Below are 14,064 nucleotides of genomic sequence, written 5' to 3'. Positions count from 1 at the left end.
ATTAGTTGCTTTTTAAGCCATCCCTAAAGGATGGCTTTTTTAATTACGGGATCAACGGAGCAGGGAAAAGTTTCCTGTCCTTGGTTTAAAGCCTGCAATACTTATTTGATACCAGTAATCACCAGCAGGCAGATCCTTTCCGTTAAGGGTTCCATCCCACTTAAAATCCTCACCAGGCCCTGCAGCCATTAACTTTCCATACCTGTCAAAGATCCTGATTTCTGAACTTTCAAAAAAAGAAACTCCTTTCAGTCGAAAATAGTCATTGTAACCATCATTATTAGGGCTTATCATTACCGGCACCACAATATGCGCAAATTCAAGAGTGTCGATCTTACAATCTTCTGAATTTTTTATATAAGCAGTGTAAATGCCCCCTTCCACAGCCATAAATACTGGGTCGTCCTGATAGTTCACCCCATCCAAAGAATAACTGAATTCACCTGGATATTCGCTATATATTTGAACATTTTCTCCTTCAGATTCTACCCCGGAAATTTCAGCCTCCTCTATCTTTTCAACTTTGAATACTTTGGTAGCATAACAATCGGGTGCAGAAATGATATCTACCTCGTACTCTCCGGGGGAATCTATAATTATAGATTCAGCCGTACTTCCGGTAGACCATCGATAATCGAAACCGGCAAACCCTGCTTTTAATTCAATTTGAGCCCCGGGACAGATCTTTAGTTCCTCATCACGTATATCAGGGAGTCTGTTGATTTTTAATTCTACCGCCGTCCTTTTTCCTGGTGTACAATTAAAGCCGGTCTTATAAGCTTCCGCATAATAAATCCCGGAAGAGATAGGAAAATAGATTTTGGTACCTTCTGCAAGCAACCTCCCTCCCGTCTCACTATCATACCAATTCACACTTTCATCGCTGGGCACATTAACTCTAAGTGCTGGGGCAGATTCATTCTCACAAACCACCACATTCCCTCCACTCACCGGAGGCGCAGGAATTTGAAGGATTTTCACCTGAAAGGCCTGGGAGGCTACACTACAGGAACTCCCGGTAAGATTGATCTTATCTTCGGCCAGTTTAACCCTGTAGAAAACCGATTCTTTAATTAAAGAGGTCTGGTAATTTTCATTATTTGCTCCGGGAATATCACCCCAATCCTGCCCATTGCGGCTTATCTGCCACTGGTAGAATTGCTTTGAGTAAACCGATTGATCGCTTTCGGCCTGCAATTTCAAACTGAAGGGAGTGTCACTGGGGCATACTTCTATTTTTTCGTTGATACCTTCATCGGTTGCAACCCTAGCCAGGTCTCCACAGGAACGGAATATGATATCATCGATGGCCAGGTCGTTACCGCAGCCTCCTTCACCAATATTGAACATTTTAAGGATAACTTTTTCCTGTCCTGGTTCGGTTTTAAAAGTAAGCGCGAATTGTTCCCATTCCGGGGAATAAGTGGAGGTGATCTCCGGGGTGTCGCCTCCTTTAATTAAGAAACTGTTTGTTTCATCCCATATCTCGAACCTTACCCTGTTCGGGATACCGCCATTTGGCAGATCGTCACCCTCGCAGATATTGCTTCCCCTGTCGTAAACGTTCATTAGAAAAGCCGAGAACTCGTAGGTATTATTTTCACATAAGCCGGAGATCTCCTTCCGGTAAAATCTTCCCGGTGTATAATCAGCATTGACGATCAGGGCTCGGCCACCCGAAATGGTGGTATTAGGAAGATAATCGTGCCATGAGGTAATCTGGTTACCAATATTGTCAGAAATTGTATACTCCCCATCATAAGGATCCTGTTTTACGAACCTGTAGCTGGTGATAGCTGCTCCCAGTTCGTTCCCGGTTCCCCTGCCGTTGCCAAAATCTTCGTGAAAGATGGGATCACCCTTGCTTCCCGTACAAAAACCAAGTTGGGAATACAGGTTGCTGAAACCTAGAAGAAAAAAAATTACAAAAAATAACCTCATTTAAAATTTTAAAGAAAACGATCGTTCAGGCGTTGGAATTGATAGGAATTGAACCAGTTTTGTTGATCAGCCTCTTTCTCTATTTTATGGATACGCTGAATGAAATCCTGGGAGATGCCCTGCTCGATCACAAAATTCACCGCCTGCTCAAAAGACTTTAGCATACTTTTCTGAAATGCCTCGGTAAGCTTTTCCCTGTCGGCAGAAAAGGTTTGGGCAAGCTCGATATTGTAGAACATGAGATCGGCCAGAGCATGTGACTCCATTTCCAGTTTAAGGAAATGTTTGATCAGTTTTTGTGCGACAGATCTTCTTCCTTTAGGCTTACGGTTACTGGGCGGAAAATATTCTTTGGAGATCTTAAGCTTGGCTTCCCTGATCAATTTTTCCTCTTTCGGGTTAAACACAAAATCATAGAAAACCTTAACCTCGTCGAAGCGCTCATAGAGGTCAAGCATCTGCTCCTCTAATTCTCCTTTTTTCAGGGACTTAATATATTTCTTAAAAGCTCTTTTACTCATTTAGTTCTTATCTAACCTCCCGATATTTTCCTGAAGTTTTCCAGAAATATCATATAACCATTCCAGCTGGCCGGTAACTAGGTGGGCTTCCTGAAGTTTTAACCTCATTGATGCCTCGATCTGCTTCTTGCCCGCTTTGATCTCCCGGTCCCTTTGTTGTGCAAGTTTATCAAATTTTTCGTGAAGAGACTTGCCGGCTTTGAAGGTTTTATCCTCCTTTTGCTCATCCAGCTCTTTATTCTGAAGGATATTAATTGCATTCTTCAGGTTGTCTGTAATAGCCCCGGTATAGGCTTCAAAATCTTCTGAAGCCCTGGTCGTAGGGTGTGTTCGTATATAAGTTCCCAGCGATGCCAGGGCAGAAAGGAAAGTATGGTTAAGGCCAACGATCTCGTAAACCAGGCTCAGCTGCTTCTGTTTAGATTTCGGTTCCTGGGTCATTCGCTGGAAGGCTCCGCTTAAAGCACCCATATCCAGGAAGGCCCTCTTCCGTGATAATTTATAGGAAAGGGGCAGCTTATCCTTTTTGTGATAATATTCGTCTATGGCCGCAAGATAATCCATATTAGAATTCAGGGATGTTGCGATTATGCCATTAATGCCCTGGGATTCCCATTTAGGCCATAATAGCAGGTTTCCAAATGCGGCTAAGCCAGCGCCAATAAGCGTATCTACAATCCTGAACTGAATGACCTTAAGTACATCTGGCTGAAGTAAAGCATAAATAAAGACGATACTCAAAGTTATAAAGATCGCGGCATTGGTATAATTCCTCTGGATAAGAGAAAAGGCCAGGGTCAACGAAAGGATACCAAGAATGGCGTAAACCATCGTGTTCTGGGTAATAAAGACTATTCCCACCGCAATGCCCCCTCCAATTAAGGTCCCTATGATACGTTTCCTGGTGCGCTGTTTGGTAAGGCCATAATTGGGTCGCATGATCACCACTATGGTAAGAAGTATCCAGTACGAATTTTGAACTGAAAAATAACTGCCAATTAAGTAACCTATGAGAACTACGATGGCCAGTCTAAGGGAATGCCTGAATATAGCCGATTTAAAATTAAGATTTGCCAGCAGGGTTTTAAAACTATATTCCTGTTGGGTCAGGAATTCCCGTACCTCCTTTTCCTTGTAGAACAGCTTTCTTTTATTTTCAAGATTGCGAAGTATGCGGTCGATATTATTGATCTTTTGGGCCTGCCTGGACTGGTAGTCATAAAGGTTCCTCAAAAGCAGCATCTCTTCTCTCCTTTCCCCAATATCTATATTGTTCCGGAATTCCAGAAGCCGGTCTTCCAGCTCTTCTAACTGCTTCGGAATCTTATTCACAGGCAGTTCATTATTCTTATGCATGACCAGCCCTATGCTCTCTAACTGCCTGGCCATGGACAGGTTGAATTGGCCATATACTTTCAGGATATCGGTATCGTCCCTAAGCGCTTTCTTCAACTGCTCATAATCTGTTGGATTCGCCATGGCCAGCTCCAGCAGGTCAACCAGGTCTATGAATATTAGAAGTCGTTTCCTGGCATAGCCAGAACTGCCCGAAGATTTCCTCGAGCTGATCAATAGCTCCCTTAGACTTTCATGATGTTCATTCAGCTCATTCTGGCTCTGGAAGAGCTGCTTCTGAATTTCATCAATATCAGAATCTGACTGTAACAATTTCGCGCGAAGCCTGAGATAATCTGCTGTTAACTCCATGGTTTCGGCCAAGAGCTGCTCTGTGGCCCGTTCCGGTTTCAGCAGGTACCAGAGAACACTTACTAATAAATACCAGATGCCGCCACCTGCGATTAGCAATGATTTTTGCCAGATCTCAAGGTCAGAAGATAGATTTGCAAAACTAAGCACAACGGCCAGTAATCCAGAAAATGTGACCAGGGATGCCCGGAAGCCATACACCGACAAATATGAAATTGCAAACATGCTTAAAATAAGCATAGGAATGGTTGCCCAAACTGTCTGTTCGGCATATCCTGCGATACAGTAAGAAAGAGAACCTAAAATTGCGGCGGCCAGGATACCCAGCACTTTATGCTTGAAACTACCCGGCACATCACTGGGAGATGAGAGCAGACATCCCATGGCAATGCTAACACCAATTTCGAGCATTTGCAACTGGAAAAATATGGAAATAGGAATAACGATCGCGATAGTAAGTACGATAGCCTTGGAGAAATCTGTACTCCTCAGGAATTTCCTAAAGTCATGGCGATATTTACTTATTCGGCTGGTCAAGTCGGGTTAGGTTTAGACCATGAAATTAAGTTATTAAAGCCAATTAATCACTGCGCCTGCTCAAATATCAATTTTTAAGTAGAATTTGTGAATGCATATTTGTTCCTGTTTGGATTTCAGATTAATTTAAAAAATCAAAAATTCAAAAAATGAACCAGCAGATCATACTCAAGAATAGGCCAAAAGCCAAACCTTCTGAAAAGGATTTTGAGATCCAGGAAATAGAGGAAGAAAAAGATGGCAAATTAAGCCTGAAAACTAAATACATATCGGTAGATCCATATTTACGTGGACGTATGCGTGATGAGGAATCTTATATAGAACCTTTTAAAATCGGCAAACCTATAGACTCCATGCTGGTTTCGGAAGTCATGGCTTCAGATCTTCCAGATTTTAGCAAAGGAGACCACGTAGTGGGAATGCTAGCCTGGAAAAAACAGCAGGCCCACACCGGGAACAATCTTAGAAAGATCGATAAAAACCTTGCCCCGCTTTCGGCTTACCTTGGCATTTTAGGCCTTACCGGGCTTACCGCCTACCTGGCCCTGGAAAAGATAGGGAAACTTCAAGAAGGAGAAACCTTACTAGTTTCAGGTGCAGCCGGGGCTGTGGGAAGTGTAGTGGGACAAATAGGAAAGATCAAAGGCTGCCGGGTAGTTGGTATTGCCGGCAGCGATGAGAAGATTGAACATATCCAGGAAAAATTCGGTTTCGATACAGGCATAAATTATAAAACCACTGAAAACATGCAACAAGCCATTTCCGAAAAATGTCCTGATGGCGTAGATGTCTATTTTGATAATGTTGGCGGGGAGATCCTTGATGCAACGCTTCAGAATATTAACAAAGATGCCAGAATCATTAATTGCGGAGCCATTTCGATATATAATTCTACCGAAACCCCAACCGGGCCAAGGCCGGAAGGTATTCTGATAAAAAAGTCTGCACTAATGCAGGGTTTTTTGGTAAGAGATCATGTAGATGATTATCAAAAGGCGATTTCGCAACTTGCTGAATGGCTCAAATCTGGAAAACTAAAATATGATGAAACCATTGTAGAAGGATTCGAAAAGACTCCAAAGGCTTTTATTGACCTTTTTGATGGAAAGAATATGGGAAAAATGCTGGTAAAGGTTTAGTACTAAAAAAAGCCCGGTTATTGACCGGGCTTTTTTTATAAGATTGGAAATTCTATTGCTCCTGCTCTGTAGGCATAATATATACATCATTGATGTTCGCCCTTTTAGGCTGGGACATAGCATAAAAAATTGCTTCAGCGATATCCTCAGCTTCAAGGGGAGTCATTTCCTGGAAGTTGGATAATAGTCCTTCCTTAATTTCTTCATCGGTAATGGTCTCTGTAAGTGAAGTGTCAACAAAACCAGGCTCAATAGAAGTTACGTTGATGTTGAACTTTGGAGCCAGTTCCTGTCTTAGACCTTCAGAGAACATCTTCACCGCGGCCTTGGTTGCGCAATACACGGCACCACCGGGATAAATCTTTCTCCCTGCACTGGAAGAGATATTGATGATATTACCGCTCTTTTGCTCCATCATAGTTGGTAGCACGGCAGAAACTCCATTCAGCACCCCTTTAATGTTCACATCTACCATTTTATCCCATTCGTCGGTATGCAGATTCTTTACATAAGACAATGGCATTAATCCGGCGTTATTCACGATACCGTCAATGCTTCCAAATTTCTCCTTTGTTTTATCTACAACATTCTTAAGTTCGTCTTTCTTGGTGACATCGGCCGGCACTACAAGTGCTTTACCTCCGTTTTCCTTTTCTATCTTCTCCTGAAGTTTTTTCAATTTATCTTCACTACGAGCGGTTAAAACCACATTGATTCCTTCTTTCGCTAATTTAAGTGCGGTAGCTTCTCCAATTCCACTTGAAGCACCGGTAATAATCACAGTTTTTCCTTTCAAACTCATTTCAATTTTTATTTTTGGTTTGATACTAAATTACTGCAATTACATCTGAAAACTGACCAAATTAGCGGCTTTATGCTCGATTTAACCTGCTCTATGGGATAGTGTTAAGGTTTTTAATTCTTGTTCATAAAAAAGCCGGACCTTGCGGGCCCGGCTCTTAAAATTCATCTTAATTTTTTACTTCTTTGGTGGCTGTGAAGGCCTAACCTCTATTTTACTAGGCAAGGTTCGGGGATTCATTTTAAGCAGGTCCCCTACCAATTCTCCAATATCTTCTATCTGGATCTTCCAGGCATCTTCTTCTGAAGGTTCATTATCATTAAAATAGGTCGCTACAGATCCAGGCATGATCGTACTCACCTTCACTCCTTTATCTCTTAAATCGAGCATAACCGCCTGGGTAAATCCAGTTACTCCAAATTTACTTGCATTATAGGCAGCTCCACCGGCAAAGAAATTGGTTCCGGCGAGACTTGAAATGGTGATGATATATCCCTTTGATTTTTTAAGGGCTTCCACGCAGGCTTTAATGCTGAAAAATACCCCATTAAGGTTAGTGTCTATGGTATCTTTCCATTGTTCTACCGTAAGGTCTTCCACAGATCCAAAGTTTCCTATCCCGGCGTTAGCGACCAAAACGTCAAGCTGGCCCCATTTATCCAGTAATTTCTGAACCGCTCTTTTCTGACTGTCAAAACTTCTAACATCGGCTTCAAGACCTATGATCTCGCCAAAATCACCAAGTTTATCTGCGGCTTTATCTGCAGCGGCCTGAGACCTGCTGGTCACGGCAACTTTGTACCCCATCTGGAGCAGGCTTTTCGCCACACCATAACCTATACCTTTACTTCCTCCGGTTACCAGAGCTATTTTATTTTTATCACTCATCGTTATATTTTTTTGAATTTTAAATCTACTAAAGAGGCTTATCCTCCTGAAATTAAAAGCTCTAAGATTCTGTTAATTTTAAAGGTTAAATACTTGATAAAACCTGATAAAAGACTTTTATAAAATCCTAAAAAAACTAACTTTGCCAACTGAAATGATCTGCCTGTTGGGATCGAATTTTCAGTAAGTCAATACTAACCTTATAATAGTTACACCTTGGAAAATATTAAAGCACAGAAATTACTCAATAAGATTCAGAGAGACCTTATGCGTAATGGAATTATCACAAACACCATTGTTGAAGATCTCAAGGAGTTGAGAAAGTTTGTGGTAGAGGAAAACATTCCTTTGCTTGCCAAGGTAACTCGTCTAACCTATGAGCATATCGCTGAGAATGAGGATTTCCTTATTGCGATCCCAGACGATGAGCCGGTAGAACTGGAAGAAGGAGAAGAAGCTCCAGAAATGGAGGAAGGCGAAGAGATCACCGGTCAGGAAAGCCTGGAATATATGCTTTCTCTTATGGCTGAACACGATAACAAAGTGAACGAGATAGAGCTTCGCGAGTATGTGAAGGCCCTGAAAGAGCATGCCGGGGAAGATTACTAGAGACAGCTAATTTCGCTATTTCCCTACTCTACAAGCCGAAAGGCTGTCTAAATTGCTACAAAAGAAAAGACATTAATGAAAGAAAAAGCGAAATCTAAAAAGAAGTCGCGAATACGCCTGTTACATCAATATTACAGCTATACAGGCTTTTATTCCTTTGTATGGAATAGCTTAAAAAAAGCAGTATTGCCTATTGTATTGTTTGTGGGCGCGCTTTGGGCCATAGACCATTATCTTCTGGATATTGAAGATATGCTGGTCACGGTAACGGAGACCTATGCCCCTTTTGAAGTGCTTTCGATCTTCTTTCTTTCTGAATCGCTTTTAGGATTGGTGCCGCCTGAACTTTTCATAGCCTGGGCGGGAAAATCGGTAAGCCCCATCCTTTATCTTACTCTACTTGCTACGGCTTCTTATTTAGGCGGAATCGTTTCATATTTTATAGGCGTAGGTATCACCAAGATCCCGTCGGTACACGAGGCTATGGAACTAAAAATGGCCAAACACATCAAAAACACCAGAAAATGGGGTGGCTTCCTGATTATAGTTGGAGCTCTATTACCCATTCCTTTTGCCATGACGAGTATCGCTGCGGGGATCATCAAATTCCCGTTTTCCAGCTACCTTATCTTTGGACTATTAAGGTACGCCAGGTTCTATTTATATGCGCTGGTAATATTCGAAATGGTTTAAGACATTCCTTATAATTAATCTAAACTTTTCATAAGACCTAAGGTTATAGCTTGCCTATAGGATATCTTGGTATTATCTAAGGAAGAAAACCATATATTCTTTCAATTTTAAACCAGAAAACCAATAAAATTCAAGTTATGTCTTTACTAACAATTATTTTAAACATTCTTTTGCCTCCACTGGCTGTTTTTCTAAAACATGGTCTAGGAGTAACCTTCTTGATAAGCCTTCTTTTAACGGCTTTGGGATGGATACCCGGGGTAATTCATGCGTTCCTCGTAAACGGAACCAGATAAGATTTCCAAAAATCAAAAAGGCCGGCAATTTAGCCGGCCTTTTTTTATTTATATCTATTAAAATTTCTAATTCTCCTCCTCTTCTTCTTTCTTCTTAACGATCTTCTGCCATTTCCATGCACTGGCCAAGGCATCATCAAGGGAACGTTCAGCCTTCCAGCCTAATTCATCATTGGCCTTGGTTGTATCTGCATAAGCAGCCGTGATATCTCCTTCTCTTCTGCCTACGATCTTATAGGGTAGCTCTTGTTCTGAAACTTTTTCAAAAGACCTGATAACCTCGAGCACAGAATTCCCTGTGCCAGTACCAAGATTGAAGACCTCAAAATTAGCTTTCTCCTTTTCAGCTAAAAGTCTCTGAAGAGCTTTTACGTGTGCTTCCGCCAGATCCATCACATGTATATAATCCCGAATGGCTGTGCCATCCTGGGTAGGATAATCATCTCCAAATACAGACAGTTCATCCCGTTTCCCGATGGCCGTCTGGGTAATATATGGAATAAGATTCTGTGGAGTCCCTATTGGTAATTCACCGATCTCGGCGGTTGGATGCGCCCCTATCGGATTAAAATACCTTAAAGCAATCGCTTTGAACTCCTGGTTGGTCTTGCAGGTATCAAAAATAATCTCTTCCCCTATTTGCTTGGTGTTCCCATAGGGTGATTCGGCTTTTTTAACCGGGGCGTTCTCGGTAATAGGCAATTCATCTGCCTGCCCGTAGACCGTACATGAGGAACTGAAAATGAAATTTGAACCAGGCCTTTTATTCAGTTCGTGTAATAGATAAACAAGGCTGGAAATGTTATTCTCATAATAAAGCAAAGGGTTGGTAACACTTTCACCTACTGCTTTAGAAGCTGCAAAATGTATCACATCTTCAATATCCTGGTATTCCTCGAAAAAATCCTTAACGGCATTCTTATCTCTAAGGTCTATATTTTCATATTCCGGGGTTTTTCCGGTGATCTTGGTAATCCCTCCAAGGACATCTATAGACGAATTGGATAGGTTATCTATGATCACAACTTCAAATCCTTCCTGCTGAAGGGCGACTACCGTATGTGAGCCAATAAAACCCAACCCACCGGTAACCAATACTCTTTTAGAACTCATAATTTATGTTTACGCCCGCAAATTAATAAAATTGAATTTCTGGGAAGCCCGCAATACTATTAAAAACCTCCTAAAGCTTCATTTGACTTCTTAATGCTATTATGTCTAACTAATCAATTATCTTTGGCAGTGTTTAAAATTTTTTCATATGTCCCTGGAAAAACAACTAAGAATATTCAAATGGGTAAGCATCCTGGAAGGCATTTCCTTCTTATTGTTGCTTTTTATCGCCATGCCGTTGAAGTATATTTTTGAAATGCCGCAAATGGTACAGCAGGTAGGAATGGCCCACGGGGTATTGTTCATTGCCTATGTACTTGGCGGTTTGCTTCTTATCAAACCAATGAACTGGAGTCTCACTCAAATAGGGATCATCCTGGGCTGCTCTGTACTGCCTTTCGGTCCTTTTTATGTTGAAAAGAAATATCTTTAGTCTATGAACCTGGAAGAAGGACTTGTAGATCTCATCTGTTTTTTCGAAGAGTTTTTTATTGCTCACGGCATGAACGCCGTGTTCGCGCAATACCTGAACCTTTTGATCAACCTGGTGGTGCTAACCCTCATTGTATTAGGTATTAACTACCTGATCAAGCACTTCATCATTGAGACCTTTAAGCTCTTTACCAATAAGACGAAAACAACTTTTGATGACTTTCTTATCAAGAGTAATTTCCCGCGATACGTGGGTAGATTTATCCCGCTGCTGGTAATTTATAAGATCTTTCCACTCATTTTTGCTGAATTCAGCCAGGTACTGGATATATTCTATAAACTGGTAGACATCTACATCATCATCCTTATTGTTTGGATATGTAGAAGTATGCTAAGATCTACAAGAAATTATCTGAAAACCAGGGAGGAGTTCAATGATAAGCCCCTGGAGAGTTTCAGCCAGATCATCATGATCTTTATCTGGATCATTGGTCTTATGTTCATCTTTTCTGAACTAACCGATAAATCTGTAGTAGGTTTTGCCATTTCCCTTGGTGCCGCGTCGGCCGTGATCCTTTTGATATTCAAGGATACGATCCTGGGATTGGTAGCTTCCATACAGGTTTCGGTAAACGATATTGTAAGAATTGGTGACTGGATCACTTTTGAAACCTACGGAGCAGATGGAACGGTGACCGAGATCAACCTGGCCACGGTAAGGGTTCAGAACTGGGATAACACTTATACCACCATCCCTACTTACAGCCTTATTTCAGACTCCTTCCAGAACTGGAGGGGAATGCAGGAATCGCCCGGTAGAAGGATCAAAAGGTCGGTAATGATCAAACAGAATTCGGTAAAGTTCCTCACACACGAGGACCTTGAGAAATTTAAAAAGATCAAACTAATCGCTCCTTACCTGGAAAATCGCCAGGCAGAGATCGATAAGTTCAACGAAAGTAATAATGTGGACAAGACTCTGCTTATAAATGGGCGAAACCAGACTAACCTGGGAGTCTTCAGAAAATATGCCGATTCCTACCTCAGGGAACATTCAGCTGTACATAAGGAAATGTACCTTATCGTAAGGCATTTGGCGCCGACGCCTAATGGAATTCCACTGGAAATACTTTGCTTCAGTAAAGACAAACGCTGGGAAAATTATGAGTATATTTCAGCAGATATTTTTGATCATTTGATCGCGGCTATCCCCTATTTCGATCTCAAATTGTTCGAGGCACCGTCTGGGGACGATCTTCGGGATTTTCTGGCAAATAGATCTGAATCCTAACCCAATGAAATTATGAAATTAAAACCTTTCCTTCAGGGCTTCGGTATCCTGGCAGTAGTTATCACACTAATTCCACTAATTGCCGCCGATTACTGGTGGATAAGGGTTTTCGACTATCCGCATATTCAGCTTACCCTACTTACCCTAACCGCAATCGCAGCCTATTTTTTCAGGTTCGAGATACGGTCATGGAGGGATTATGCATTTATGGGTGTTCTGGTGGCCTGTTTTATCTTTCAGTTCGCCAAGATCTATCCTTATACTCCTTTCGCTCCCTACGATGTGGGGGAACCAACGGCTGAAGTTAACGAGAGTACAGGTTTCAAGCTACTTACCTCTAATGTACTTCAGAAGAATAAAGAAACCGGCCTGCTGGTTGAAGAAATGAAAAAATTAAATCCTGATGTTGCAGTTTTCACTGAAACCGATACAAAGTGGAATGAAGCCATAAAAGCTGGATTAGGAACGGATTATCCTTATAAAGTGGAGGTTCCTCTGGATAATACCTACGGAATGATACTCTATTCCAAATTGAGACTTATAAATCCGCAGGTAAAGTACGTGGTAGACGATAGCATCCCTTCCATACACTCAGAGATCGAACTTAGATCTGGCGACAGAATACAATTACATGCCATTCACCCTACTCCGCCTATGCCGCAGCACAATCCCTCTTCAACAGACCGGGATGCCGAAATGATGAAAACGGCCCTGGAGGCTATGGACTCGGAGATCCCAGTGGTGGTGATAGGAGATTTTAACGATGTGGCCTGGTCTCATACCACCAGCATGTTCCAGAGCATCGGGCAGTTGCTGGACGTTCGCAAAGGGCGTAGCTTTTACAACACTTTTAATGCGAAAAGCTTTATCATTCGCTGGTCGCTGGACCATATCTTCGTTTCAGAAGAATTCAGGGTGAAGAACATCGATATTGGCAGTGATATCAAATCTGATCATTTTCCTTTTTATGCTGAATTATACCTGCAACCGGAGCTGGCTGCAGAACAAAAACCAGAACCGGCAAGTGAGAACCGCATCAAGAATGCCAGGGAACAGATCGCCGATGAAGAGAAGGAAAATGCCGAAAAAGGCCAGAATGGCTCCAGTAATCAATAAAAACTAACATTTTCTTAGTACATTCTGTATTGGCTAATCTTTAAATTTAAGCAAAGCCAAAAAATGCAGAATTCAGCATCTAGAGAAAACATCTCGGAATCTTTTCAAAATTTCTATCAGAATTTTATAGATCAACTGCCTGGTATCGGGCTTGGACTGCTTATCATTATCCTGGGAGTGCTTATTGGTATCTGGCTGGGAAGATTCGCGACCAGGAGGATCTCTGCGAGGACCTCAGATCCGCTTATGAGCAGGTTCCTGGGAAAAGCCATCAGATTCCTTATTATCATCACCGGGATCATGCTGGGATTAAAGGCTGCCGGGCTGGGCGGAGTGGCTACAGGGATACTCACTGCTGCCGGAGCAAGTGCCGTAGTACTGGGATTCGCCTTTAAAGATATCGGGGAAAACTTTATTTCCGGGATCATTCTGGCCTTTAACCGGCCTTTCGATGTGAATGATACGGTAGAGATCGCTGAAAATTTCGGTAAAGTAAAAGCGCTGGAGTTCAGGTATACAAAGCTGAAAACTTTCGATGGGAAAGATGTCTATATTCCCAATAGTGATGTCCTCACAAAACCGGTGACTAACTACACCGAAGATGGGTTCTTTCGCTGGAATTTTGGAGTTGGAATCGCTTATGAAGATAATATCGACGGGGCAAAGAAAACAATCATGGATACTTTAAGAAAAGAGCCCTCGGTAATTGAAGATGAGCAGCATGTGAACTTCGTAATAGAGGACGAACTCGGTACTTCTACGGTGAATTTAAAGGTATATTTCTGGGTTGACACCAAAGATTTCAGGATGCAGGCCTCCATCACCAAAGGGAATGTTGTACGTACAGTAAAAGAAGCTTTAATGGATAAAGGTTATTATCTGCCTGCAGACATCCAGGAGATAAAGCTATACGGAAAGGAAAAAGAATTCCCGGTTAAATTTCAGAAAGATCCTGACAACGGTAAAAGAACTAAGTAAT

General features: G+C 41.8%; 14 protein-coding genes. 8 read left to right on the top strand and 6 right to left on the bottom strand.

From position 1 onward, the window contains the following. Positions 1-51: 51 nt before the first annotated feature. Genes FLP08_RS09195 through FLP08_RS09185 form a run of 3 tightly spaced genes read right to left on the bottom strand, consistent with a single transcriptional unit; the run spans position 52 to position 4,706 of the window. Positions 52-1,941 carry a T9SS type B sorting domain-containing protein gene (locus tag FLP08_RS09195; protein ID WP_156276192.1) on the bottom strand — a complete coding sequence of 630 codons (1,890 nt, stop codon included), beginning with the start codon at positions 1,939-1,941 and terminating at the stop codon, positions 52-54. An 8-nt stretch (positions 1,942-1,949) separates the two neighbouring features. Beyond that, positions 1,950-2,462 (bottom strand): DUF6155 family protein, encoded by a 513-nt coding sequence (locus tag FLP08_RS09190; protein ID WP_156276190.1) that lies wholly within the window; start codon positions 2,460-2,462, stop codon positions 1,950-1,952. After that, positions 2,463-4,706 (bottom strand): FUSC family protein, encoded by a 2,244-nt coding sequence (locus FLP08_RS09185; protein ID WP_238388472.1) that lies wholly within the window; start codon positions 4,704-4,706, stop codon positions 2,463-2,465. Positions 4,707-4,855: 149 nt separating this feature from the next. Between FLP08_RS09185 and FLP08_RS09180 the strand changes: the two genes are divergently transcribed. Then, positions 4,856-5,845: an NADP-dependent oxidoreductase gene (locus tag FLP08_RS09180; RefSeq protein ID WP_156276188.1), complete on the top strand. Its 990-nt coding sequence runs from the start codon at positions 4,856-4,858 to the stop codon at positions 5,843-5,845. A 52-nt stretch (positions 5,846-5,897) separates the two neighbouring features. Here FLP08_RS09180 and FLP08_RS09175 read toward each other — a convergent pair whose 3' ends face one another. Together FLP08_RS09175 and FLP08_RS09170 are read right to left on the bottom strand one after the other, a co-directional pair. Continuing rightward, positions 5,898-6,647, bottom strand: a complete 750-nt coding sequence (locus FLP08_RS09175) for an SDR family oxidoreductase (protein WP_156276186.1) — start codon at positions 6,645-6,647, stop codon at positions 5,898-5,900. 177 nt (positions 6,648-6,824) lie between these two features. Next, on the bottom strand, positions 6,825-7,535 hold the full coding sequence (locus tag FLP08_RS09170; RefSeq protein ID WP_156276184.1) for an SDR family oxidoreductase: 711 nt from the start codon (positions 7,533-7,535) through the stop codon (positions 6,825-6,827). Between the two features lie 216 nt (positions 7,536-7,751). Between FLP08_RS09170 and FLP08_RS09165 the strand changes: the two genes are divergently transcribed. From FLP08_RS09165 to FLP08_RS09155, 3 genes are all read left to right on the top strand, one after another. Next, entirely contained in the window at positions 7,752-8,144 is a 393-nt protein-coding gene (locus FLP08_RS09165; protein ID WP_156276182.1) for a hypothetical protein, read from the top strand. Positions 8,145-8,219: 75 nt separating this feature from the next. Next, positions 8,220-8,837 carry a YqaA family protein gene (locus FLP08_RS09160; protein ID WP_156276180.1) on the top strand — a complete coding sequence of 206 codons (618 nt, stop codon included), beginning with the start codon at positions 8,220-8,222 and terminating at the stop codon, positions 8,835-8,837. A 137-nt stretch (positions 8,838-8,974) separates the two neighbouring features. Next, a complete protein-coding gene (locus tag FLP08_RS09155; RefSeq protein WP_131395330.1) occupies positions 8,975-9,133 on the top strand; it encodes a YqaE/Pmp3 family membrane protein in 159 nt (52 codons plus the stop codon). 66 nt (positions 9,134-9,199) lie between these two features. Here the strand turns inward: FLP08_RS09155 and galE are convergent, their stop codons facing one another. Beyond that, positions 9,200-10,246, bottom strand: coding sequence for a UDP-glucose 4-epimerase GalE (gene galE, locus FLP08_RS09150; RefSeq protein ID WP_156276178.1), 1,047 nt, complete (start codon positions 10,244-10,246; stop codon positions 9,200-9,202). A 148-nt stretch (positions 10,247-10,394) separates the two neighbouring features. Here galE and FLP08_RS09145 point away from each other — a divergent pair, with 148 nt between their 5' ends. The 4 genes from FLP08_RS09145 (at position 10,395) to FLP08_RS09130 (ending at position 14,063) form a co-directional block, all read left to right on the top strand. Next, positions 10,395-10,679 (top strand): DUF3817 domain-containing protein, encoded by a 285-nt coding sequence (locus tag FLP08_RS09145; protein WP_156276176.1) that lies wholly within the window; start codon positions 10,395-10,397, stop codon positions 10,677-10,679. 3 nt (positions 10,680-10,682) lie between these two features. Beyond that, positions 10,683-11,969, top strand: coding sequence for a mechanosensitive ion channel family protein (locus tag FLP08_RS09140; RefSeq protein WP_156276174.1), 1,287 nt, complete (start codon positions 10,683-10,685; stop codon positions 11,967-11,969). A 12-nt stretch (positions 11,970-11,981) separates the two neighbouring features. After that, a complete protein-coding gene (locus FLP08_RS09135; RefSeq protein ID WP_156276172.1) occupies positions 11,982-13,085 on the top strand; it encodes an endonuclease/exonuclease/phosphatase family protein in 1,104 nt (367 codons plus the stop codon). Positions 13,086-13,148: 63 nt separating this feature from the next. After that, positions 13,149-14,063, top strand: a complete 915-nt coding sequence (locus tag FLP08_RS09130) for a mechanosensitive ion channel family protein (protein ID WP_156276170.1) — start codon at positions 13,149-13,151, stop codon at positions 14,061-14,063. The last annotated feature ends 1 nt before the right edge of the window (position 14,064 follow it).

It is taken from the genome of Christiangramia aestuarii (assembly GCF_009735585.1).
Taxonomy (GTDB): Bacteria; Bacteroidota; Bacteroidia; order Flavobacteriales; family Flavobacteriaceae; genus Christiangramia; species Christiangramia aestuarii.
This window is presented reverse-complemented; position numbering and strand designations above follow the sequence as displayed.

What these genes read in the sequence shown, in the direction of transcription:
- FLP08_RS09195 (WP_156276192.1), bottom strand. Translation starts at nt 1,941, where the DNA reads ATGAGGTTATTTTTTGTAATTTTTTTTCTTCTAGGTTTCAGCAACCTG.
- FLP08_RS09190 (WP_156276190.1), bottom strand. Translation starts at nt 2,462, where the DNA reads ATGAGTAAAAGAGCTTTTAAGAAATATATTAAGTCCCTGAAAAAAGGA.
- FLP08_RS09180 (WP_156276188.1), top strand. Translation starts at nt 4,856, where the DNA reads ATGAACCAGCAGATCATACTCAAGAATAGGCCAAAAGCCAAACCTTCT.
- FLP08_RS09175 (WP_156276186.1), bottom strand. Translation starts at nt 6,647, where the DNA reads ATGAGTTTGAAAGGAAAAACTGTGATTATTACCGGTGCTTCAAGTGGA.
- FLP08_RS09170 (WP_156276184.1), bottom strand. Translation starts at nt 7,535, where the DNA reads ATGAGTGATAAAAATAAAATAGCTCTGGTAACCGGAGGAAGTAAAGGT.
- FLP08_RS09160 (WP_156276180.1), top strand. Translation starts at nt 8,220, where the DNA reads ATGAAAGAAAAAGCGAAATCTAAAAAGAAGTCGCGAATACGCCTGTTA.
- FLP08_RS09155 (WP_131395330.1), top strand. Translation starts at nt 8,975, where the DNA reads ATGTCTTTACTAACAATTATTTTAAACATTCTTTTGCCTCCACTGGCT.
- galE (WP_156276178.1), bottom strand. Translation starts at nt 10,246, where the DNA reads ATGAGTTCTAAAAGAGTATTGGTTACCGGTGGGTTGGGTTTTATTGGC.
- FLP08_RS09145 (WP_156276176.1), top strand. Translation starts at nt 10,395, where the DNA reads ATGTCCCTGGAAAAACAACTAAGAATATTCAAATGGGTAAGCATCCTG.
- FLP08_RS09140 (WP_156276174.1), top strand. Translation starts at nt 10,683, where the DNA reads ATGAACCTGGAAGAAGGACTTGTAGATCTCATCTGTTTTTTCGAAGAG.
- FLP08_RS09135 (WP_156276172.1), top strand. Translation starts at nt 11,982, where the DNA reads ATGAAATTAAAACCTTTCCTTCAGGGCTTCGGTATCCTGGCAGTAGTT.
- FLP08_RS09130 (WP_156276170.1), top strand. Translation starts at nt 13,149, where the DNA reads ATGCAGAATTCAGCATCTAGAGAAAACATCTCGGAATCTTTTCAAAAT.